This is a genomic window from Streptomyces sp. NPDC034049, from assembly GCF_055575575.1.
In genome coordinates, this window is record NZ_JBVISJ010000024.1 from 24,827 (window position 1) to 46,177 (window position 21,351).

Annotated in this window: 18 protein-coding genes; 8 read left to right on the plus strand and 10 right to left on the minus strand. The window is 72.9% G+C overall.

What is annotated here, in order from left to right; translation table 11 throughout:
• Positions 1-33: 33 nt before the first annotated feature.
• Entirely contained in the window at positions 34-651 is a 618-nt protein-coding gene (locus ACZ52C_RS39535) for a phosphoribosylanthranilate isomerase (RefSeq protein WP_469079367.1), read from the plus strand.
• Positions 652-812: 161 nt separating this feature from the next.
• Entirely contained in the window at positions 813-2,228 is a 1,416-nt protein-coding gene (locus ACZ52C_RS39540) for a cytochrome P450 (RefSeq protein ID WP_469079368.1), read from the plus strand.
• A 190-nt stretch (positions 2,229-2,418) separates the two neighbouring features.
• Here the strand turns inward: ACZ52C_RS39540 and ACZ52C_RS39545 are convergent, their stop codons facing one another.
• The gene (locus ACZ52C_RS39545) at positions 2,419-3,324 is read right to left on the minus strand and encodes an amidohydrolase family protein (RefSeq protein ID WP_469079369.1); all 906 of its coding nucleotides are present in this window, start codon (positions 3,322-3,324) and stop codon (positions 2,419-2,421) included.
• Positions 3,325-3,593: 269 nt separating this feature from the next.
• On the opposite strand from ACZ52C_RS39545, the gene ACZ52C_RS39550 reads away from it, so the two are divergent.
• The 5 genes from ACZ52C_RS39550 (at position 3,594) to ACZ52C_RS39570 (ending at position 8,086) form a co-directional block, all read left to right on the plus strand.
• Positions 3,594-4,820 (plus strand): ABC transporter ATP-binding protein, encoded by a 1,227-nt coding sequence (locus tag ACZ52C_RS39550; RefSeq protein ID WP_469079370.1) that lies wholly within the window; start codon positions 3,594-3,596, stop codon positions 4,818-4,820.
• Entirely contained in the window at positions 4,817-5,482 is a 666-nt protein-coding gene (locus ACZ52C_RS39555; RefSeq protein WP_469079371.1) for an ABC transporter permease, read from the plus strand. Before ACZ52C_RS39550 ends, ACZ52C_RS39555 begins: the two co-directional genes overlap by 4 nt.
• Positions 5,479-6,168 carry an ABC transporter permease gene (locus ACZ52C_RS39560; RefSeq protein WP_469079372.1) on the plus strand — a complete coding sequence of 230 codons (690 nt, stop codon included), beginning with the start codon at positions 5,479-5,481 and terminating at the stop codon, positions 6,166-6,168. The genes ACZ52C_RS39555 and ACZ52C_RS39560 overlap by 4 nt, the downstream gene beginning before the upstream one ends.
• Before the next feature lie 17 nt (positions 6,169-6,185).
• Positions 6,186-7,124, plus strand: a complete 939-nt coding sequence (locus tag ACZ52C_RS39565) for an ABC transporter substrate-binding protein (protein ID WP_469079373.1) — start codon at positions 6,186-6,188, stop codon at positions 7,122-7,124.
• 119 nt (positions 7,125-7,243) lie between these two features.
• Positions 7,244-8,086, plus strand: a complete 843-nt coding sequence (locus tag ACZ52C_RS39570) for a MurR/RpiR family transcriptional regulator (RefSeq protein ID WP_469079374.1) — start codon at positions 7,244-7,246, stop codon at positions 8,084-8,086.
• 49 nt (positions 8,087-8,135) lie between these two features.
• Here the strand turns inward: ACZ52C_RS39570 and ACZ52C_RS39575 are convergent, their stop codons facing one another.
• The 4 genes from ACZ52C_RS39575 to ACZ52C_RS39590 are packed head-to-tail and all read right to left on the minus strand — an operon-like array spanning position 8,136 to position 11,669.
• Positions 8,136-10,073, minus strand: a complete 1,938-nt coding sequence (locus tag ACZ52C_RS39575; RefSeq protein WP_469079375.1) for a protein kinase domain-containing protein — start codon at positions 10,071-10,073, stop codon at positions 8,136-8,138.
• Between the two features lie 53 nt (positions 10,074-10,126).
• On the minus strand, positions 10,127-10,732 hold the full coding sequence (locus ACZ52C_RS39580; RefSeq protein WP_469079413.1) for a hypothetical protein: 606 nt from the start codon (positions 10,730-10,732) through the stop codon (positions 10,127-10,129).
• Positions 10,624-11,448, minus strand: coding sequence for a family 78 glycoside hydrolase catalytic domain (locus ACZ52C_RS39585; RefSeq protein ID WP_469079376.1), 825 nt, complete (start codon positions 11,446-11,448; stop codon positions 10,624-10,626). The genes ACZ52C_RS39580 and ACZ52C_RS39585 overlap by 109 nt, the downstream gene beginning before the upstream one ends.
• Entirely contained in the window at positions 11,445-11,669 is a 225-nt protein-coding gene (locus tag ACZ52C_RS39590; protein ID WP_469079377.1) for a hypothetical protein, read from the minus strand. Before ACZ52C_RS39590 ends, ACZ52C_RS39585 begins: the two co-directional genes overlap by 4 nt.
• Before the next feature lie 330 nt (positions 11,670-11,999).
• Here ACZ52C_RS39590 and ACZ52C_RS39595 point away from each other — a divergent pair, with 330 nt between their 5' ends.
• Positions 12,000-15,374, plus strand: a complete 3,375-nt coding sequence (locus tag ACZ52C_RS39595; protein ID WP_469079378.1) for a pyruvate carboxylase — start codon at positions 12,000-12,002, stop codon at positions 15,372-15,374.
• A 74-nt stretch (positions 15,375-15,448) separates the two neighbouring features.
• On the opposite strand, the gene ACZ52C_RS39600 is transcribed toward ACZ52C_RS39595, so the two are convergent.
• The 5 genes from ACZ52C_RS39600 to ACZ52C_RS39620 all read right to left on the minus strand — a co-directional run bounded on the left by ACZ52C_RS39600 (position 15,449) and on the right by ACZ52C_RS39620 (position 21,310).
• Positions 15,449-15,976: a hypothetical protein gene (locus ACZ52C_RS39600; protein WP_469079379.1), complete on the minus strand. Its 528-nt coding sequence runs from the start codon at positions 15,974-15,976 to the stop codon at positions 15,449-15,451.
• 108 nt (positions 15,977-16,084) lie between these two features.
• Complete coding sequence (locus tag ACZ52C_RS39605; RefSeq protein WP_469079380.1) at positions 16,085-17,833, minus strand: ABC transporter ATP-binding protein; 1,749 nt, start codon at positions 17,831-17,833, stop codon at positions 16,085-16,087.
• Positions 17,830-18,702, minus strand: coding sequence for an ABC transporter permease (locus ACZ52C_RS39610; RefSeq protein WP_469079381.1), 873 nt, complete (start codon positions 18,700-18,702; stop codon positions 17,830-17,832). The genes ACZ52C_RS39605 and ACZ52C_RS39610 overlap by 4 nt, the downstream gene beginning before the upstream one ends.
• Positions 18,699-19,631 (minus strand): ABC transporter permease, encoded by a 933-nt coding sequence (locus ACZ52C_RS39615; RefSeq protein WP_045560555.1) that lies wholly within the window; start codon positions 19,629-19,631, stop codon positions 18,699-18,701. The genes ACZ52C_RS39610 and ACZ52C_RS39615 overlap by 4 nt, the downstream gene beginning before the upstream one ends.
• Positions 19,632-19,723: 92 nt before the next feature.
• Entirely contained in the window at positions 19,724-21,310 is a 1,587-nt protein-coding gene (locus tag ACZ52C_RS39620; protein ID WP_469079382.1) for an ABC transporter substrate-binding protein, read from the minus strand.
• Positions 21,311-21,351 lie beyond the last annotated feature (41 nt).

Here is a 21,351-nt window from a genome sequence, read left to right on the forward strand (position 1 = left end):
CCCGCGTCGGAGCGGATACGGCAGGCTGGGCCCGTGAGCAACAGTGACTCCCTCTTCATCAAGATCTGCGGTCTGAAGACCGAGCAGGACGTCGACACCGCCGTCGAGGCGGGCGCCGACGCCGTCGGCTTCGTCTTCTCGGCCAGCCCGCGCCGTATCGACGCCGCGACCGCCGCCCGGCTGAGCCGCCGCGTGCCCGAGCACGTCCTTACGGTGGGCGTCTTCCGCGAGGAGCCCCTGGACGACGTGCGGTCCCTGGCCGCCGAGTCGGGGATCCGGGCGATCCAGCTGCACGGCCCCGACGACCGCGCCTACTACGACGAGCTGGCGACCGGGGACCGGACGCTGATCCGTGCCGCCGCGTTCGGCGACTCCGTACCGCGCTGCGGCGAGTTCGGGGAGGACATGCTCCTCCTCGACGCACCCGTCCCCGGGTCGGGCATCGCCTGGGACTGGGCGAGCAAGCCGCTCGCGGCCGCCGGGGAGAAGTGGCTTCTCGCCGGCGGTCTCACCCCGGAGAACGTGGGGGGCGCCGTCGCCGCCGCCGACCCTTGGGGTGTCGACGTCTCCAGCGGTGTGGAGCGGCAGCGAGGCGTCAAGGACCACGCTCTGATCAGGGAGTTCATCAGGGCGGCCCGCTCGGCGAGGTGACGGACGACGGCGGTGGTGCCGCGCGCACGGCTGTGGGTGGCGAGGCCGGAGCTGTGAGTGATGCCGCCCGGCGTTCCCCCGGAAGTGACCCTGGGGTAGGGTCCGAGCGTTCCGGCTACCGGCTGAAGGTGGGCGGGTACGGGGAGTGTCGGAGGGGCGGCATGGTGAGGGAAACCCAGTCGGGTGAGGGTGTGTCCGTGGAGCTGGACGGTGCGGGGCTGGAGCAGTTGTCTCCCGAACCGTTGCTGACCCGGGACTACGAGACGCGGCCGTCGTTGGTGTACGAGCGGCTGCGGCAGCGGCACGGCGCGGTGGCGCCGGTCGATCTGCTGGGCGTTCCCGCCTGGCTGGTGCTGGGCTACCGCGAGGCGCTCCAGGTGCTCCAGGACGACGCCGGCTGGCCCAAGGGTCTGGAGAACTGGCGGGCCAGGACCGAGGGGCGGGTCCCCGCCGACTGGCCGCTCGGCCCTTCCCTGGAGGTCAACCACGTCCTCATCCAGGGCGGCCCCGGCTACCGGACCCTGCGGACCGCGTGGGACCAGGCGCTCAAGCCGTTCCAGGACCCGCGCAACCCCCAGGCCAAGCGGCTGAAGGCGGCCGTCACCGTCTACGCCGACGAGCTGATCACGCTCATGGGCCAGGCGGGCGGCACCGGGCTGGCGGACCTGTCCGCCCAGTTCTCCCGGCCCCTGCCGCTGATGGTGGCCAGCCATCTGCTGGGCTTCCCCGGCTCGCAGGGCGACGACGCGCTGATGGACATGTGGCGGGTGCTGGACGCGGGGCCCGACGCGGGGCCCGCCCTGGACCGGCTGCTGGGCGCGCTGGCGGAGCTCGCCGAGCTGAAGCTGAAGACGCCGGGCGAGGACTTCCCGTCCTATCTGCTGGCCGCCCACCCGGACCTCTCGCTCGACGAGCTGGCCCGCGAGTTGTTCATGCTGCTCGGTATGACCTCCGACCATGTCGGCATCCTCGTCTCCAACACGGTCGTCGAGGTCCTCTCCGGCGAGGACAGCGTGCGCGCCAGCCTCTCCGCCGGCATGGTCCGGGAAGCCATGAACCGGGTCGTCATGCGCAAACCGCCGCTGGTGAACTTCGTGCCGAGGTTCGCCGCGGAGGACACGAAGCTCGGGGAGTACACCATCCGCGCGGGTGACCCGGTCTGGGTCTCCTCGGCGGCGGCGCACGCCGACCCGCTCTTCGCCGACCATGTGGCGCCCAGCACCACCGTCAGCACCCGGGCGCACCTGTCCTGGGGCGCCGGCCCGCGCCAGTGCCCCGCCCGTGAGCTGGCGTCGACGGTCGCGGCCGTCGGGGTGGGCCGGCTGTTCGAGCGGTTCGCCGACCTGGACCTCGCGCTGCCCGTCGACCAACTGCCGTGGCGTTCCTCGCCCTTCATGCGGGGCCTGCGCTCGCTGCCCGTACGGTACGAACTCGCGCCGACGGCGGACCTGACGGTGCCGGAGCCGACGGAGCCCGACACGGACACGACGACGCGGGCGGTGCCACCGGACCCGTCCGCCCGCCAGCGTTCCTCCCTGTGGCGCTACCTCACGGACCTGATCCGCCCCGGCCGCTGACCGCCCCCCCACCGCCCACGCCGGTGTGGCGGAGGGGTTGCGGGGCGTCTGGTGAGAGGACGCGGGCGCGGGCGTAGGTCGGTGGGGTGTGTTGGAGGGGCTCTGTGCGCCGCGGACGTCAGGGCGGCGAGGGAGGCGCCCTGCTGTTCGGCTCCCCACCTCACCCCCCGTGCCGTTCCGCCGCCCGTTCTCAGCCCCCCGTGCCCGTCAGCAAGCGGCGTGGGTTCGTGATGCGGAAGGCGTACGCGGCTGCTCCGCCCAGGCCGAAGCCGGGCTGCTGGGGTGGTTCGGCGTAGGGGCGGTCGGAGCCCTGGACCACGGCGTCGACGCCCAGGGCGCGCACCACCGCTTCGACGGCCGTGGGCCCGTACGAGGACGTCTCCACGAACACGCCCGGGTCCACCCCGGCGTCACGGCCGTCGCCGCGGGCGGCGAAGCGCTCGCCGTGGAGCGGGGCGAGCCCGGCCAGCAGGGCGAAGCAGACCCGCAAGCGGGGGTGGCGGGGCCGGCCGAAGGCGCGGAAGGCGAACCACGCGGCGTGCATCTGCTGGACGTAGGGGACCATCGCGGGCCACCAGCCGGGCCCCTCGGCGCCGCCGGGCGCGGGGCCCGGATGGACGAACAGCGGGAGGTCGCGCTCTTCGAGGAGGTCGAGCAGCGGGGCGCAGCGCGCATGACCGGCCGCGTCGGCGAGGGCGTTCGCCGGGAGCTGGAGGCCCACGAAGCCCTGGTCGAGCGCCTCGGCGGTCGCCTTCGCGTCGATGTCCCGTACACAGGCGGCGGCCCACGCGCCGAACGGCTCCGGGAGCGCCGCGGAGCCCTCGTGGTAGGCGTCGAGCAGGGGACGCGCCTCCGCCGCGGGCAGCCACTCCACACCGATCGGGGAGGAGAGCGAGACCAGGGCCCGCCCCAGGCCGTCGCTCTCGGCCAGCGACGTACGGCGGGCGATGTCATGGTCGGCGGGCGGGAGCGCGTAGGGCGGCTCGCCGTCGAGGAAGAGGGTCCAGCCGTCCAGGAACGGCGGTTCGCGGCGTGACCTGAGAGCCGCCACCAGCGCGGGGGTCCACAGATGCTGGTGCACGTCGCAGTTGGTCATGACGCTCCTCCCACCAAGGCCGGCGCCTCCCTGGTCAGGGCGCGCGCGGGGACCGACCACCCGGTAGCGGGCTCGCGCCGAACGGTACCTCCCCGATGCCGTCGCCGTGGCCCCTCACCCAGGGGAGCAAAGGCGCGGAAGACGGGTGAATCAGACGCCCCTGGATGCGGTTCGGTGTGAACGTAACGTGCCGTTCACGTAATTCCATTGACTGTCATTCAGGCACCGACAACTCTGCATGACCATATGCAGTCGGGTAAGGGGCAGTCTTGATCAGATTCGACACGGTGAGCAAAAAGTATCCCAACGGCACCACGGCGGTGGACGACCTGTCCCTGGAACTGGCCGAGGGCGGCATCACGGTCCTGGTCGGTCCTTCCGGCTGCGGCAAGACCACCACCCTGCGCATGATCAACCGCATGGTGGAGCCGACCACCGGCACGGTGAGCCTGCGCGGCCGGGACATCCGGGAGGTCGACGCGCCCGAGCTGCGCCGGGGCATCGGATACGTGATCCAGCACGCGGGGCTGTTCCCGCACCGCACGATCCTGGACAACATAGCCACGGTTCCGCTGCTGCTGGGCTGGGGCCGCAAGAAGGCCCGCGCCCGGGCCGCGGAACTCCTCGAACTCGTGGGCCTGCCCGCCGAGATGGCCAAGCGCTACCCCAACCACCTCTCCGGCGGGCAGCAGCAGCGTGTGGGAGTCGCCCGGGCGCTGGGCGCCGACCCGCCGGTGCTGCTCATGGACGAGCCGTTCAGCGCGGTCGACCCGATCGTGCGGGCGGAGTTGCAGGCGGAGTTCGTCCGGCTGCAGAAGGAGCTGCACAAGACGATCGTGTTCGTCACCCACGACATCGACGAGGCGATCAAGCTCGGCGACAACATCGCGGTGTTCCGCACCGGCGGCAGACTCGCCCAGTTCGACACCCCCGAGCGGCTGCTCGGCAGCCCCGCCGACGACTTCGTGGCCGACTTCGTGGGTCAGGACCGGGGCATCCGGCGGCTCTCCTTCGTCGACGCGGCCCGACTGCCGCTGCGCGACGGCCCGGTGCTGCCGTCCGGGGCCGGCGTCGCCGAGGCGCGGGCGGCGGACGCGCCCTGGGTGCTCGTCGTCGACGACGAGCGACGACCGCTCGGCTGGGCCGCCACCGTCGGCCTCCCGTCGGCCGGCACCCTCGCCGACGCCCCCCTGACCCCCCTCGGCCACACCTTCAGCCTGGACGGCGACTCCGCGCGGGCCGCCCTCGACTCGGCCCTCCTCTCACCCGCCCGCCTCGCCGTCGCCGTCGACGCGAAGGGCGCGGTCGCGGGAGTCGTCGACGCGCACGAACTCTCCACCGCGGCGAGCACGGCGACCGCTACGACCGCGGAGAGCACGGAGAGCACGGCGACCGCGGCGACCGCGACCGGTTCGGCCGGGACGGCGACGCGGAAGTCGAAGCCGTCGGCCGGGGCCGAGTCCGCCCCCGACGCCCGGGGCGGTGGTGACCGATGACCGGTGACGAGCCGCTCGTCCGGTGGCAGTGGATCGCCGACCACACCGGCGAACTCGCCGAGTACACCGGCATCCATCTCCGACTCGGCCTGCTGCCCGTGCTGTTCGGACTGATCGTCTCCGTGCCGCTCGGTGTCCTGTGCCACCGCTGGCGGTGGCTCTACCCGCCGGTGCTGACCGTGTCCAACATCCTGTACTCGATCCCGTCACTCGCCCTGTTCATGATCTTCGTCCGGTACACGGGGCTGAGCGAACAGACCGTGATGATCCCGCTGACGCTCTACACCCTGTCCGTGCTGGTCCCCAACGTCGTCGACGGTCTCGCCTCGGTGCCCGAACCGGTACGGCTCGCCGCGACCGCGATGGGCTTCGGCGCCGTACGCAGGGTCGTCCAGGTCGAGCTGCCGATCGCCGTCCCCGTCGTCATCGCCGGTGTGCGCGTCGCCGCGGTCTCCTCCATCAGCCTCGTCGCCGTGGGACAGCTGATCGGGCAGGGCGGCCTCGGGTACTACATCACCCGCGGCCTCCAGCTCGACTTCCCCACCCCGATCGTCACCGCGATCGTGCTGATCATGCTGCTGGCGCTCACCACCGACGCGTTGCTGGTCCTGGCGCAGCGACTGCTCACCCCGTGGTCCCGGAACAAGGTGACGTCGGCATGAACGACTTTGTGAACCAGATGCGGCTCGTGGGGGACTGGCTGACCTCCTCGGCGCAGTGGCACGGCGACGACGGCATCCCCCGGCGGCTGCTGGAGCATCTCACCTACAGCGGACTGTCGTTGCTGTTCGCCGCCCTGGTCGGGCTGACCTTCGGACTGCTCGTCGGACACACCGGCCGGGGCGCCTTCGCCGTGGCCACCGTGGCGAACCTCGCCCGCGCGATCCCCACCTTCGGCCTGGTCGTCCTCGTCGTCACGCTCGCCGGGCTCAGCACCACGCCCGTCCTGGTCGCCCTCGTCGCGCTCGCGGTGCCGCCGATCCTCATCAACACCTTCGAGGGCGTACGGGGAGTGGACCCCGCCACACGGGACGCCGCGCGCGGTGTCGGCATGACCGAGTGGGAGGTCCTGACCCGGGTGGAGGTGCCGATGGCGCTGCCCCTGATCCTCCTCGGTCTGCGGGTCGCCGCGATCCAGGTCGTGGCCACCGCGACCGTCGCCGCGTATCCCGGTCTGGGCGGTCTGGGCCGCTACATCGTCGACGGACTCTCCCGCAACGACTACGAGTTGGTCATCGGCGGCTCCACGGTCGTCGTCGTCCTCGCGCTCGTCGTCCAGGTCGTGTTCACCGCGTTGCGACGCGTCGTAGTCTCGCCGGGCCTGCGGGCCTCGGCTTCGAAGTCCTGAACCAGAGAGGAACATCCATGCGAGGCAAGTCCCGAGGCGCCGCGTTCGGCCTCATCACCGCGCTCACGCTCACGCTCACCGCCTGCGGCGGGGGCGGCGGCAGCGACGACAACCCGCTGAACGAGGGCGGCGACAGCGGCGGAGGCAAGTCGATCGTCGTCGGCTCGGCGAACTTCCCCGAGAACCAGCTGCTCGCCGAGATCTACGCGCAGGCCCTGGAGAGCAAGGGCCTGAAGGTGACCCGCAAGTTCGACATCGGGGCCCGCGAGGTCTACTACGACCAGGTCGTCAAGGGCGGCATAGGCGTCTTCCCCGAGTACAACGGGGCCCTGCTGTCGGTGGCGGTCGACAAGAACAGCACCGCGACCACCACCGAGGACATCAACGCCGAACTGAAGGAGAAACTCCCCTCGTCGGTGGAGATCCTCGACTCCGCCGCCGCCGAGGACAAGGACTCGGTGACCGTCACCGCCGAGACCGCCGCCAAGTACAAGCTCAAGACCCTCGCCGACCTCAAGCCCGTCGCGGGCGACCTGACGCTCGGCGCCGGATCGGAGTTCAAGACCCGTACGCAGGGCGGCGTCGGCCTGGAGAAGGTCTACGGCGTCAAGTTCGGCAAGTTCCAGCCGCTCGACGCCGGGGCCCAGACCACCCTGGTGAAACTGCTCAAGGACGACAAGGTGCAGGCCGCCAACCTGTACACCACCGACCCCGCCATCGTCGCGGACAAGCTGGTGGTCCTGGAGGACCCGAAGAACCTCTTCTCCTCGCAGAACGTCACCCCGCTGGTCTACAAGGACGCCGTGGACGACAAGGCGAAGGGGGCGCTCAACGCCGTCTCCGCCAAGCTCACCACCGACGACCTGCTGGCGATGATGAAGAAGCTCGTCAACGACAAGGAGGACGCCGACACCGTCGCCGAGGACTGGCTGACCTCCGCCGGCCTCGTCGGCTGAACCGGGGCGCGGCCGACCGGCTCGGCGGCGCCCCCACCGTCCGCCCCGCCCTGCCCGGCACCACGTACCCCGCCGGGCAGGGGGAGGGGACCGAGCACGACGACCGGCTGGAGGACCGTATGACGGACGCCGACGGCGCGGCCGCGCGTCTTCAGCGGCTCTTCGAGGGCCGTCGGCTCACCCCGACCCAGCGCCGCATCGCGCGCTGCCTGGTCCGGCAGGCCGCGGACGTGCCCTACCTGTCCAGCGTGGAAATGGCCCGTCTGGCCGGGGTCAGCCAGCCGTCCGTGACCCGCTTCGCGGTCGCCCTCGGCTTCGACACCTACCCGGCCCTGCGTGACCACCTGCGGGCGGTCGCACCCCCCGGGCACCCCGTCGACGGGCGGCCCGCCAACGTCTACCAGCGCGCCGTGCGGGCCGAGATCGACAATCTGCGGCACCTGGCGTCCCTGCTCACCGACCCCGCGCCCGTCGAGCGCGCCGGCCGTCTGCTCGCCGCGTCCCGGCCCCTCCCGGTGCTCGGCCTGCGCGCCTCCGCGGCCCACGCGCGCGGCTTCGCCCACTTCGCGGCGAAGATCCACCCCGACGTACGACTCCTCGACGAGGGCGGCTCCCTGCTCGCCGACCACGTCGACGCCGCCCACCGGGCCGGCGCGAGCGCGCTGCTGTGCTTCTCGCTGCCCCGCCATCCGCGTGAACTCCTCGACACGCTCGCCCACGCCCGGACCGTCGGCCTGACGGTCGTGACCGTCGCCGACGGCACCTTCGCCCCGGTGGCCGCCCACAGCGACCTGCTGCTTCCCGCGGCCGTCGGCACCGGACTGGTCTTCGACACCGCCGGTGCTCCGCTGCTGCTGGGCCAGGTCCTCCTGGAGGCGATGTGCGACGCCCTCCCGGGCGCCCGGACCCACCTGGAGGACTTCGACGCCCGGGCCGCCGCGCGCGGCCTGTTCGTCGACTGACGGGCCCGGCCGCGCCGGTGGACGGGCCCGGCACCGCGAGCGGCACGGCTCACTCGGTGGAGCGCAACGCCTTCCAGACGGGCGGTCGTACGACACCGTCGGCGGCCGGGAGCCCCTTGTCCTGCTGGAAGCTCTGCACCGCGGCTTCGGTGTCGGCGTCGAACTCGCCGTCCACATCGACGTCGTACCCGCGCTTGCTCAGCATGCACTGCGCCTGGAGGACGCGGTCGCCGCTGTCCCCGAGGCGGGTGCGGCCGTTGCCGTAGTAGTACGTGCAGTCCGTGAGCCAGGCCGGGGTCGAGGGCTCGGTGGACGCGTCGGTCGGCTCCTCGGACGGCTCCGTGGGGGCGCCGCTCCCGGAAGCGGGCGCGGACGGGTCGGATCGCGGGTCGTCGTCCGCGTCGGCGCCCTTGCCGGAGCCGGGGTCGGAGGCCGTCGCGTCGGGGCGCGCGGGATCGCCGTCGACGGAGGTCCGTTCGTCCTTGCCGGACACCTCCGAGTCGCTGGAGCCGCCGTCCGGGGCGGCGTCCGCGCCGTCCTGGCGCGAGGCCGCCGAGACCGAGGCGTCGTCGTCGGGGAGGGCATCGGCGGACCGTGTCGTACCCCGCTGCGGCGAGGCGGTGGTCGTGGCGGGGCTCAGCAGGGTGAGGACGACGACACCGGCGGTCGCCGTGCAGACGGCGACACCGGCGGCCCCGACCAGCACCCGCTTGCTGCGCAGCCGGGAGCGGAGCGGTGCCGGAGCCGGCGGCTGCGCCGAGGGGTCGGCGGAGGGACCCGACGGCGGGTCGGTGACCGGAGCCTGTCCGACGGCTCGCGCCGGGCCGGGTTGTTCCAGGGGGAGGCGGCGCAGTGTCTCGTAGGCCCGCTGGCGGGCGAGGACCCGGCCGGCCAGCGGTTCGGGCCAGTCGAACGCGCCGGGCGGGCGGGGGCCCTGGGCGGCCGGTGTCTCGGACGCGGATTTCTCGCCCCCGCCGCCCCTACCCGTCCCGTCCCTCAGGGGCTGTACCCCTTCGACCCCCCTGTGCGGGTTCGGCAGGGGCTGGTCGCGCAGTTCCCCGCGCCCCTCCGGGAGCAGGGGCTGCGCCCCGCTCCCGGAGGGGGCCAGGTCCTCGAGCAGTTGGCGCGGTGTCGGCCGCTGTTCCGGCTCCTTGGCCAGGCACGCGGCGAGCAGGGCGGCGAGCGGGGCGTCGGCCTCCGCGATCTCGGCGAGAACCTTCGGGTTGGGCTCCTCGAACGCCACCCGGTGCATGACGTCGACGCCGGTGCCGTCACCGAACGGGGCGCTGCCGGTCGCCGCGAAGACCAGCGCGCAGGCCAGCGAGAACACGTCCGAGGCCGTGTCGCAGGCGCCCGTGCGCAGATACTCCGGCGACATGTAGGCCGGGGTGCCGACCCGGTTGCCCGTGCCGGTGATCGCGCTCGCGTCGGCCGCCTTCGCGATACCGAAGTCGATGACGTGCGCGCCCCACGCGGACAGCAGGATGTTGGACGGCTTCAGGTCCCGGTGCACGATCCCGGCGGCGGAGAGGTCGGCGAGGGCGCGTCCCAGCTCCGCCACCAGCCGCCGCACGGCGACGACGGGCAGCGGACCGTCCTCGTGCACGGCCGCCGCCAGATCCAGCCCCGGCAGGAACTCGGTGGCCATCCACAGCAGTTCGTCCCGGAAGCCCGTCCCGGCCAGCCGCGGCATGCGCGGCGTGCGCACCCGGCCGTGGACCGCCGCCTCCCGTTCGAACCGGCGGCGGAACCGCTCGTCCTCCGCGTACTCGGGCCGGATCACCTTCACCGCGACCAGGTCGGGGCCGCCGTCGGCGGGACGCGCCAGATAGACGCGCCCCATACCGCCGCTGCCGAGCAGCCCCAGCGACACATACGGACCGATCCGGTCCGGGTCGCCGGGACGCAGAGGCAGCGCCCCCGCCTGCCGCAGCGCCGGAACCCTGTCCGCCGAACCCGGTGGCGGCACCGGCCGCTGGTCTGACACAACACCCCCGAAATAACTTTTGGCGTACGCCAGTTCGCCCCCAGAAGCTGAGGCTAGCTCAGCGAGGGCTCGCGGTCCGGGTTTCGGTCACTTCCGGCCCACCGGCGGCTCAGGATCCCGTGCGTCGCAACCCCCGTCGTCTCCCCGAGCCGACCGGACCGCTCCGCAGCACCCTCCCCGTGAGATCGGTGAACGACTCGACCCGCACCCGGCCCCCTCCGCCCGGCGCGGTGCCCTTCACCCGGTACGCCGCCGGGTCGGCGTCCCCGATCTCGACCTCCACGACGGCACGGGAGTTCGGCGGCACGGTCACCCGTGTGAAGTGCGTGTCCGCGGAGCGGCGCACCAGGACCGACACCGGTCCGCGCACGGACGTCGTAGTCCCTGGCGAGCTGCCGGTCGTCGTTGGTGGCGAGATGGTCCTCCCACGCGGAGATCGCGCACATCAGCCGGTACTCGGTGGGCCAGGTGCCCTTGCGGACCAGATAGTCGTTGGAGAAGCGGGCGCGGGCGCAGGAACGCTGGACGCCGTGCTCCGAGAGCTGGTTGATCAGCGCGTCGCCCTCGTACGGGCCGCGCTCGCGGGTGGGGGTGTCCGTGTAGAGGTCGCCCCGGGTGGCCTCGACGGAGTAGCGGCACAGCTCCCAGACCCGGTCCAGGTCGGCGTCGGAGCTGCGGAACGAGGCGTGCGAGTCGTCCCGGTCGAGCTTCCAGGCGCGGCCGGTGACGACGGCCTTCGACAGGTCGAGCGTGGTGCGCAGTTCGGCCCAGCGGAAGCCGCGGTAACCCGAGTGCTCGAAGCGCTGCTCGCCGTCGCGCAGGTCCACACCTCGTGGTAGGTGTTGGTGGCGCGCAGCTGGTACCGCACGGTGCCGTCCCTGTTCAGCTCCTCGCCGAGCCGCACCTCGACCGTGTCGCCCGCCTCACCGGTGACCTCCAGGGCCGGCCCGCCGACGATCCCCCGGCCGAGGCCGACCAGCCAGCGCCCGTCGGCGACCTGGGTGACGGAGGCGGGGGTGACGCCGTGCGTCCGTACTGCCTCGATCAGCGCGGGCACGAGACCGTCGATCGCCGTACGGACGGCGGGTGTCAGCCAGTCGCCGTCGTCGAAGCCGGGCCGCGTCCAGCCCACCGGCTCGCGGCGCAGGTCCCAGTACTCCTGCGGAACGGTGAAGTAGCTGCTGCCCGCACTGCCCTTCGCGGGCAGCAGCCCGGCCTGGCGGCGCGCCCTCCAGTGATACCCGGAGGCGATGGTCGACCGGCTGCCGTCGGTGTACGTGATCTCGAGCTGGGCCAGGAACTTCTGCTGCGAGGTGGTCCAGCACAGCGCGGCGAGCGCGTTGGGCTTCCCGTCCGCCCGCAGTGTGGAGGTCACGTCGAAGGCCTGTAGGCGGTTCCCTCGCCGGAGCGGACGGATGCGTAGCCGACCGTGGTGCCATTGCTCCACACCTTCGCGACGTACTGCCGGGCCGGATCGGGCGAGGTGGCCGCGACATAGAGGATCGCGGCGGCCATCTGCTTGCCGGAGGCCGTCTCGTACTCGTGGCGCAGCAACGCCCAGGTGTCGTCGGCCCCGTAGGAGGAGAGCGAGGTCACGAGTGGGCCGAGGGGATCCGCGTCTTCCGCTGTGTCGCGGCGGCGCGGACCGATGACGGCGAGAAGACGGGCAGCCGGTTCGCGGTGGGGAGTTGACGGGAAAACGGCGCAAGGAGGCGACTCGTGTGGCACTGAGGGTCACGCGAGGTGCAAGGCTGCGATGGCGCGATCGTCCCCGGGCGCGCCGACTGGGTGGAATGTCCGGCAGTCGTACAGTCTGGGCTCAGGAAGTGACTGGGCTCACATGGCACTGAGTGACACGATTGCTGTGGTGTGACGGCATCATTGCCGGAACCATGGTGTCCTCATGGCAGCTCGAAGGGATCAGGGATGCTCCGCAAGGTACTGGTCGCCAACCGTGGCGAGATCGCCATCCGCGCGTTCCGCGCGGGCTACGAAGTGGGCGCGCGGACGGTCGCCGTCTTCCCCCACGAGGACCGCAACTCGCTGCACCGGCTCAAGGCCGACGAGGCCTACGAGATCGGCGAACCGGGTCACCCCGTGCGGGCGTACCTCTCCGTCGAGGAGATCATGCGCGCCGCCCGGCTGGCCGGCGCCGACGCCGTCTACCCGGGCTACGGCTTCCTCTCCGAGAACCCCGAGCTGGCCCGTGCGTGCGAGGAGGCCGGCATCACCTTCGTCGGCCCCAGCGCCCACATCCTGGAGCTGACCGGCAACAAGGCGCGCGCGGTGGCCGCCGCCCGCGCCGCCGGCGTACCGGTCCTCGGCTCGTCCGAGCCCTCCACCGACGTCGACGAACTCGTCCGCGCCGCCGAGGAGGTCGGCTTCCCCGTCTTCGTCAAGGCCGTAGCGGGCGGTGGCGGTCGCGGCATGCGCCGCGTCGAGGACCCGGCGACCCTGCGCGAGTCCATCGAGGCGGCGTCCCGCGAGGCGGCCTCCGCCTTCGGCGACCCGACCGTCTTCCTCGAGAAGGCCGTCGTCGAGCCCCGTCACATCGAGGTGCAGATCCTCGCCGACGGCCACGGCAACGTCATCCACCTCTTCGAACGCGACTGTTCGGTGCAGCGCCGCCACCAGAAGGTCATCGAGCTGGCCCCGGCCCCGAACCTCGACCCCGCCCTGCGCGAGCGGATCTGCGCCGACGCCGTCCGCTTCGCCCGCGAGATCGGCTACCGCAACGCGGGCACCGTCGAGTTCCTCCTCGACCGCGACGGCAACCACGTCTTCATCGAGATGAACCCCCGCATCCAGGTCGAACACACGGTCACCGAAGAGGTCACCGACGTCGACCTCGTGCAGTCCCAGCTCCGCATCGCCGCCGGGGCCACCCTCGCCGACCTCGGGCTCTCCCAGGAGACCGTCACCCTGCGGGGCGCGGCCCTCCAGTGCCGCATCACCACCGAGGACCCCGCCAACGGCTTCCGCCCGGACACCGGACGCATCAGCGCCTACCGTTCGCCCGGCGGCTCCGGCATCCGCCTCGACGGCGGCACCACCCACGCCGGTACGGAGATCAGCGCCCACTTCGACTCCATGCTGGTCAAACTGACCTGCCGGGGCCGGGACTTCACCACCGCCGTCAACCGGGCCCGCCGCGCGGTCGCCGAGTTCCGCATCCGGGGCGTCGCCACGAACATCCCGTTCCTCCAGGCCGTCCTCGACGACCCGGACTTCCAGGCCGGTCAGGTCACCACCTCGTTCATCGAGCAGCGCCCGCACCTGCTGACCTCCCGGCACTCCGCCGACCGGGGCACCAAGCTGCTCACCTATCTGGCCGACGTGACGGTCAACAAGCCGAACGGCCCGCGCCCCGACCTGATCGACCCCGCCACCAAGCTCCCGAGGCCCACCGCCGCCGAACCCCCGGCCGGCTCCAAGCAGAAGCTCGTCGAACTCGGCCCCGAGGGCTTCGCCCGCTGGCTGCGCGAGTCGCCGACCATCGGCGTCACCGACACCACCTTCCGCGACGCCCACCAGTCGCTGCTCGCCACCCGGGTCCGCACGAAGGACATGCTCGCCGTCGCCCCCGTCGTGGCCCGGACCCTGCCGCAGCTGCTCTCCCTGGAGTGCTGGGGCGGCGCCACCTACGACGTCGCCCTCCGCTTCCTCGCCGAGGACCCCTGGGAGCGGCTGGCCGCCTTCCGGGCCGCCGCCCCCAACATCTGCCTCCAGATGCTGCTGCGCGGCCGCAACACCGTCGGCTACACGCCGTACCCGACCGAGGTGACCGACGCCTTCGTCCAGGAGGCCACCGAGACCGGCATCGACATCTTCCGGATCTTCGACGCGCTCAACGACGTCGGCCAGATGCGGCCCGCCATCGACGCCGTACGCGCCACCGGAACGGCCGTCGCCGAGGTCGCCCTCTGCTACACCTCGGACCTCTCCAACCCCGCCGAGCAGCTCTACACCCTCGACTACTACCTCCGGCTCGCCGAGCAGATCGTCGAGGCGGGCGCCCACGTCCTCGCCGTCAAGGACATGGCGGGCCTGCTGCGCGCCCCGGCCGCCACCAAGCTCGTGACCGCCCTGCGCCGCGAGTTCGACCTGCCGGTGCACATCCACACCCACGACACCGCGGGCGGCCAGCTCGCCACCTACCTCGCCGCGATCCAGGCCGGCGCCGACGCGGTCGACGGGGCCGTGGCCTCGATGGCGGGCACCACCTCCCAGCCGTCGCTGTCGGCGATCGTCGCCGCCACCGACTACTCCGACCGCCCCACCGGCCTCGACCTCACGGCCGTCGGCGACCTGGAGCCGTACTGGGAGAGCGTCCGCCGTATCTACGCCCCCTTCGAGGCGGGCCTCGCCTCCCCGACCGGCCGCGTCTACGACCACGAGATCCCCGGCGGCCAGCTCTCCAACCTGCGCACCCAGGCCGTCGCGCTCGGCCTCGGCGACCGCTTCGAGGACATCGAGGCGATGTACACCGCCGCCGACCGCATTCTCGGCCACCTGGTGAAGGTCACCCCCTCCTCCAAGGTGGTCGGTGACCTCGCCCTGCACCTCGTCGGCGCCGGAGTGACCCCCGCCGACTTCGAGGCCACCCCGGACCGGTTCGACATTCCCGACTCCGTCATCGGCTTCCTCCGCGGCGAGCTGGGCACCCCGCCCGGCGGCTGGCCCGAGCCGTTCCGCAGCAAGGCTCTCCAGGGCCGCGCCGACGCCAAGCCCGTCCAGGACCTCGGCGCCGAGGACCGCGCCGGGCTGGAGAAGGACCGCCGCGCCACCCTCAACCGGCTGCTGTTCCCCGGCCCGACCCGCGAGTTCGAGACCCACCGCCAGACCTACGGCGACACCAGCGTCCTCGACAGCAAGGACTTCTTCTACGGTCTCGGCCCCGGCAAGGAGTACGCCGTCGACCTGGAGCCCGGGGTGCGGCTCCTCATCGGTCTGGAGGCCGTCGGCGAGGCCGACGAACGCGGGATGCGCACGGTGATGTCGACCCTGAACGGCCAGTTGCGGCCGATCCAGATCCGCGACAAGGCCGCCTCCTCCGACCTCCCCGTCACCGAGAAGGCCGACCGCTCCAACCCCGGGCACGTCGCCGCCCCGTTCGCCGGGGTGGTCACCCTCGCGGTCGCCGAGGGCGACGAGGTCGCGGCCGGTGCCACGGTCGCCACCATCGAGGCCATGAAGATGGAGGCCACCATCACCGTCCCGAAGGCCGGCCGGGTCTCCCGCCTCGCCATCAACAAGATCCAGCAGGTGGAGGGCGGCGACCTGCTCGTCGAGATCGTCTGACACCACATGAGGCCGAGGCCCCCATGCCCTGGGCAGGGCATGGGCGCCTCCGCTGTTCGTCCGCGCCCGACCGATCAGGCGCGGGGGAAGAACTCCAGCACCGCCGTGCCGCCCTTGAGGGACTTCACGCGGAAACCGAGGCCGTTGAGACCGCCGGTGCCACCTTCGCCGATCGAGGAGCTGAGGTGCGTACCGGCTCCCGAGGACTGGAGCACGACGGTGTCGGCGGTGACCTCCGTGACGCGGAGATCGCCGACGCCGAAACGGCTGTCCACATCGATGGACAGGGGCCCGGACACGGTGAGTTCACACCGGCCGTCGAAGCATGCCCCCGTGCCGGTGCCGGTGCCGGTGGCGTCGGCCGCGCCTCTGCCGCCGTCGTGGTCGCCCTTCTCGGCGGGGGCGTCGTCGCCGTCGTCGGCTTCGGGCTCGGCGGCCGTCGCGGTGGTTGGGGTCGTCGTCGGCTGCTGTCGGGCCTCCGACGGTGGCCTGCCGCTGCCGCCGGAGCCGTCGTCCTGCACGCCGTTCCCGCCGCAGCCGGTGAGCGCCCATGCCAGGGACGCCGCCACCGCGACGCCGATCCGGCCCCTGCCCGTGCCCATACGCCAGCTCTTCAACTCGTACGCCCCCACGCTCTGTTGATCCCCTTTGGCGGGACCCGTCCCTTTATACGGGGTGCGCGGGCTCGTACGGTCCGTCGTGGTCGAACCTCACCCTTGGGGGACGGGCGGCCGGGAGACCGTGGCGACGAGCGAGGCCGTGAAGGGGTGCCGTGGTGCGGTGAGGATCCGTCGGGCGGGGCCTTGTTCGACGATCTCCCCCGCGTCCATGACGGCGATGCGATCGGCGACGGAGGCGGTGTCCAGGTCGTGGGTGATCAGGACCAGCGCCGGTGCGGCGGGAGCCGTTCCGGTGTCCGCGCCGGTGCCGAGCAGGCCCGTGAGGACGTCGAGGATGCCGCGCCGGCTGACCGTGTCCAGGCCGGAGGTGATCTCGTCGCAGATCAGCACACGGGGGTGGGCGAGGAGCGCGCGGGCCAGGGCGGCGCGCTGGAGTTCGCCGCCCGACAGCCGGCCGGGGTGGCGGTGGGCCAGTTCCGGGAGGAGGCCCAGGCGGCTCAGCGTCGCCAGCGCCTCGGTCTCGGCGGTCCCGGCGTCGACTCCGCGCAGCCGGACCGCCGTGCGGGCGACCTGCCGCAGGACCGTGCGGTGTTCGTCGAACGCGGCGCGGGCGTCCTGGAAGACGTACTGTACGGCCGCCAACTGCCCCCGGGTGCGGGCGCGCAGGCTGCGGGGCAGTGGCGTGCCGTCGAGGAGGACCTCGCCGTCGTGGTCGCGGTGGAGCCCCGCGAGACAGCGGGCCAGCGTGGTCTTGCCGCTGCCCGAGCGGCCGACGACGGCCAGCAACCGCCCGGCGTGCAGGTCCAGTTCGGGGGCACGCACGGTCACCGGTGCGCCGCGTGCGCCGTCGCGGTGGTGGGCGACGAGGTCACGTACGCGCAGCACCGGCCGGGCGTCGTACGCGGTCACCGTGCCGTCTCGACCGGCGGAGGCCGTCGGTGCCGTCGAGGTCATCGAGGCCGTCGGCATGGTCGTCGCAGGGGCCGTTGTCGTCGCTGCCCCCGTGTCCCTCTCGCTGTCCACCTGCCCGGCCGCCGCGCCCAGGTCGGTGAACGAGGCGTGTGCGTCCAGGAGTCGGCGGGTCCAGGGGTGCCGGGGCGCCGACCACACGTGCTCGGTCGGGCCCGACTCCACGACCCGTCCCGCGCGCATGACATGGACCTCGTCGGCGAGCGCGCGGACGACGTCGAGGTCATGACTGAGCAGGACGACCGCGATGCCGCGCGCCGCGATCGTCGCCAGCTGCTCGACGACGAGGCCCTTGGTCAGCGCGTCCTGGCCGGTGGTGGGCTCGTCGGCGACGACGACCTCGGCGCCGAGCAGGAGGGCCTGGGCGAGGACGACACGTTGCTGCTGGCCGCCGGAGAGCTGGTGCGGGTGGCGGCGCAACAGGGTCTCGGCGTCCGGGAGCCGGGCGTCGGCCAGTGCTCGGAGCACCTGTGCCCGCGCGGCGGCCCGGCGCCGGCCGAGAGACAGATGACGTACCCGTGGGCGGGCGATGTCCGTCAGGAGTGCGCTGATCCGGCGGGCGGGGTTCAGGACGGAGGCCGGATGCTGGGGCACGTACCCGACGAGGCCCCCGGCCCCGCCGAGCCGTTCGGCGGCTCGCCGGACCTCGCCGGTGACGCGCGCGCCCGCCGGGAACTCGCCGAGCAGCGCCAGCCCGGTGGTCGTCTTCCCGCTGCCCGATGCACCCACCAGCGCGGTGACCCTGCCGGGCAGCACCCGCAGACTCACCCCGTCCACGATCGCCCGCCCGCCCACCTCGACCCGGAGGTCCGTGAGTTCGGCCAGGGGTGCCGGGGCGGCCGTGCCGCTCCCGTCGTCGTACCGCGTCACGAACGTCGTTCCTTCCGTGCCTGTCGCCCACCGGGCTTCTCCAGCGCCGCGTCGAAGAGGAGGTTCGTGCCCGTGGTGAGCGCGACGATCAGCAGGGCGGGCACGACCACGGCCCACGGCTGCACGAACAGGCCGGTGCGGTTGCGGTCGACCATCACCGCCCAGTCGGCCGCGTCCGGGGTCACCCCGACGCCTAGGAAGGCGGCCGTGGCGACCAGGTACAGCACCCCGGTCAGCCGGGTGCCGGCGTCGGCGCCGAGGGTGCGCAGGATCGTCCGGCCGACGTAGCCGACGGCCGTGCGCCACCAGCTCTCGCCCTGGAGTCGGAGCGCCTCGACGACCGGCCGGGCGGCGGCCTCCGTGGCGGCGGCGCGCACGAGGCGGGCCGCGTCGGGCACGTTGACCAGCGCGACGAGCAGGGCGAGGCCGACGGCTCCGGTGGTGAGCACCGACGCGACCAGCAGGATCAGCAGCAGCGACGGGACGGCGATCAGGATGTCCAGCGGACGCATCAGCAACTCCTCCAGCCACCGCCGGTGCGTCAGCGCGGCGACCAGACCGACCGGCAGGGCGACGAGATAGGCCAGCGCTCCGGCGCCGAGCGCGGTCAGCACGACCGGCCGGCCGCCGTGGAGCACCTGCTGCCACACGTCCCGGCCCACGAAGTCCGTGCCGAGCCAGTGCCCGTCGCCGAGGGTGAAGGACGCGGCCCGTGCGGTCGGTTCCCCCGCGAACACCGGTCCCAGCAGGGCGAGAAGGAGGGGGACGGCGACGACCGCGAGGCCGAGCGCGAAACGGCCGGTGGGCCGCCACAGGGTGCGCGGGGCGGTGTCCGTGCCGGGCGGGCCGGTGTCCGTGGCCGTCGTCATGCCGCCACCTCCGCCCGGGGCGCCAGCCGTCGGGCGACCACGTCCGCGCCCAGGTTGAGCACGACGGTCAGGACGCCGAAGACCACGGCGAGGCCCTGGACCACGGGGACGTCGCGTTCGGCGACGGCGTTGAGGAGGACGGTGCCGAGTCCGGGAATCACGAAGAGGGCCTCCACGACGATGACGCCGCACAGCAACCAGTCGATGGTGCGAGCGAGTTGCTGGGCGGCGGGGGCGAGGGCGTTCGGGAGGGCGTGGGTGTAGCGGACGCGGGCGCCGGACACGCCGTACCGGCGGGCGTGGGCGACGTACGGTGAGGCGAGGGCGTCGACCATGCCGGCCCGGACCAGCCGGACGAGGGAGCAGACCGGCCGGGACAGCAGGACGAGGACGGGCAGGACGAGGGCGGCCGGGTGGGCCAGGAGGTCGGTGCCGTAGCCGACGGCGGTCGGCGGCAGCCAGCCCAGTCGCAGCGCGAACACGGTCACCAGCAGCACCCCGAGCGCGAACTCGGGGACCGCGTACACGGCGAGCGTCAGGGAGCTGACCAGCCGGTCGACCGGCCCGCCCTCGTGGCGGGCGGCCAGCACGCCGAGGCCGAAGCCGAGCGGGACGAGCAGTGCCACGGTGAGCGCGGCCAGCAGCAGGGTCGGCCCGAAGCCGTCGGCGATGTACTGGGTGACCGGGCGGCCCGAGGTCAGCGAGGTGCCGAAGTCGCCGTGCAGCAGGCCCGTCGCCCAGTCGGCCAGCCGTTCGTGCACCGGCCGGTCGAGGTGCATCGCCTCGCGGATGGCGGCGATGCGCGCCGGGTCGGGCTGGTCGCCGGCCAGCGCGACCGCGGCGTCGCCCGGCAGCGCCTCGGTGAGCGCGAAGACCAGCAGGACGACGGCCACGGTCTGGGCCGCGCCGAGCAGGAGGCGCCGGGCCACGAAGGGGAGACGGGGCGTCGGGCGAGTGCCGCGCCGTCGTGGCCGCTCGCGCGGTTCCCCGCGCCCCTTCGAGGCGCCGTCGGACTCTGGAATCACGCCAGCCACACCTTGTCGAAGCGGGCCCAGTCGAGGGTGTTGGCGGGGGCCTTGGTCTCCACTCCCTTCACCGTCTTGGCGGTGCCGAGGATCCAGTCGGCGAACCCCCAGATCAGGAAGCCGCCCTCGGCGTAGAGCCGGCGCTGCATCCGCTCGTAGACGGCGGCCCGCTCCGTCTTGTCCCGTGTCGACTGGGCCTGCTGGTACAGGGCGTCGAAGTCCTTGTGCTGCCACTTGGTGGCATTGGTGGTGGAGTCGGTGAGCAGCCGCTGCGAGATGTGGGCCTCGATGGGCATGGCGCCGGACCGGTAGCAGGCCAGGGTGCCGGAGTCGAGGATGTCGCTCCAGTACGAGTCCTTGCTGCCCATCCGCACGTCGACGGTGACGCCCGCCTTCGCGGCCTGGTCCTTGAAGATGCTGGCGGCCTCGGTGAACCCGGCGGCCACGGCCGAGGTGTCCAGGGTGACCTTCAGCTTCTCCGCGCCGGCCTGCTTCAGCAGGGCCCTGGCCCGGTCGAGGTCCTGCTCGCGCTGCGGGAGGTCGGCGGCGTAGTACTCGTAGCCCTTGCCGAACAGGTCGTTGCCGACGACGCCCGCGCCGGACAGGGCGCCGTCGACGAGTTCCTGCCGGTCGGCGACCAGGAAGAACGCCTCGCGGACCCGCTTGTCGTCGAAGGGCGGCCGGTCGGTCTTCATGCAGAACGCCTGCATGGCGCTGCCCCGCAGCCGGACGATCTCGATCTGCCCCTTGCCCTCGTGGGCGCGGGCGGTGGTGGGGTTGAGCTCGTGGGCGTACTCGACCTGGCCGCCGAGGAGCGCGTTGACCCGGGCCGACTCCTCGTTGGCGACGACGAACTCCAGTTCGTCGAGGTGCGGCGCCCCCTCCCAGTAGGCGTCGTGGCGGCGGAAGACGGCCGAGCGGCCGGGGGAGAAGGAGACGAAGCGGAAGGGACCGGAGCCGATCGGCTTCCTGTCGAAGTCGCCGGCGTTCTTCCCGGCGTTCTCCGGCACGATGTACGCGCCGAACGCGGCCAGCACATTGGGGAATTCGGCGGTCGGCCGCTTCAGCACGAACTCGATGGACCGCTCGCCGGTGGCCCGGCTCGCGTCGAGGTCGATGGGCTCCAGGGACGCCTTCGCGCGGAACGCCTTCTCGGGGTCGGCGATCCTGCGGTAGCTGTAGAGGACGTCCTTCGCGGTGACCGGCCGGCCGTCGTGGAAGGTGGCCTCGCGGAGCGTGACCTGCCAGCGGTCCAGGGTCTTGTTCGACTCCCACTTGGTCGCCAGGCGGGGGCGCGCGGACAGATCGGCGCCGTAGTCGGCGAGCTTGTCGTAGAGGGCCTTGGCCCGGGCGACGTCGGCGAACAGGTTGGCCAGGTGCGGATCGAGGGTCTCGCTCGCGCCGCCGCCCGCGAACGCGGCCCGCAGCCGTCCGCCCCGCTTCGGGGCGCCGTCGTCGCCGCTCGGTGCGGAGTCGGTGCCGTCCGCGCCGCACGCGGTCAGGGCGAGAGCGCCGAGCGTGGCGGCGCCCGTGGCGGCGAGGAAGCCGCGTCGGCGCAGACCGGGGAAACGTTCGTCGTGCATGAGGGTTCCTTGGGTGTCGAGAGGGAGGAGAGGGCGAGGAG

What these genes read in the sequence shown, in the direction of transcription:
- ACZ52C_RS39555 (WP_469079371.1), top strand. Translation starts at nt 4,817, where the DNA reads ATGACCGGTGACGAGCCGCTCGTCCGGTGGCAGTGGATCGCCGACCAC.
- ACZ52C_RS39570 (WP_469079374.1), top strand. Translation starts at nt 7,244, where the DNA reads ATGACGGACGCCGACGGCGCGGCCGCGCGTCTTCAGCGGCTCTTCGAG.
- ACZ52C_RS39595 (WP_469079378.1), top strand. Translation starts at nt 12,000, where the DNA reads ATGCTCCGCAAGGTACTGGTCGCCAACCGTGGCGAGATCGCCATCCGC.
- ACZ52C_RS39545 (WP_469079369.1), bottom strand. Translation starts at nt 3,324, where the DNA reads ATGACCAACTGCGACGTGCACCAGCATCTGTGGACCCCCGCGCTGGTG.
- ACZ52C_RS39600 (WP_469079379.1), bottom strand. Translation starts at nt 15,976, where the DNA reads ATGGGCACGGGCAGGGGCCGGATCGGCGTCGCGGTGGCGGCGTCCCTG.
- ACZ52C_RS39540 (WP_469079368.1), top strand. Translation starts at nt 813, where the DNA reads ATGGTGAGGGAAACCCAGTCGGGTGAGGGTGTGTCCGTGGAGCTGGAC.
- ACZ52C_RS39565 (WP_469079373.1), top strand. Translation starts at nt 6,186, where the DNA reads ATGCGAGGCAAGTCCCGAGGCGCCGCGTTCGGCCTCATCACCGCGCTC.
- ACZ52C_RS39560 (WP_469079372.1), top strand. Translation starts at nt 5,479, where the DNA reads ATGAACGACTTTGTGAACCAGATGCGGCTCGTGGGGGACTGGCTGACC.
- ACZ52C_RS39610 (WP_469079381.1), bottom strand. Translation starts at nt 18,702, where the DNA reads ATGACGACGGCCACGGACACCGGCCCGCCCGGCACGGACACCGCCCCG.
- ACZ52C_RS39620 (WP_469079382.1), bottom strand. Translation starts at nt 21,310, where the DNA reads ATGCACGACGAACGTTTCCCCGGTCTGCGCCGACGCGGCTTCCTCGCC.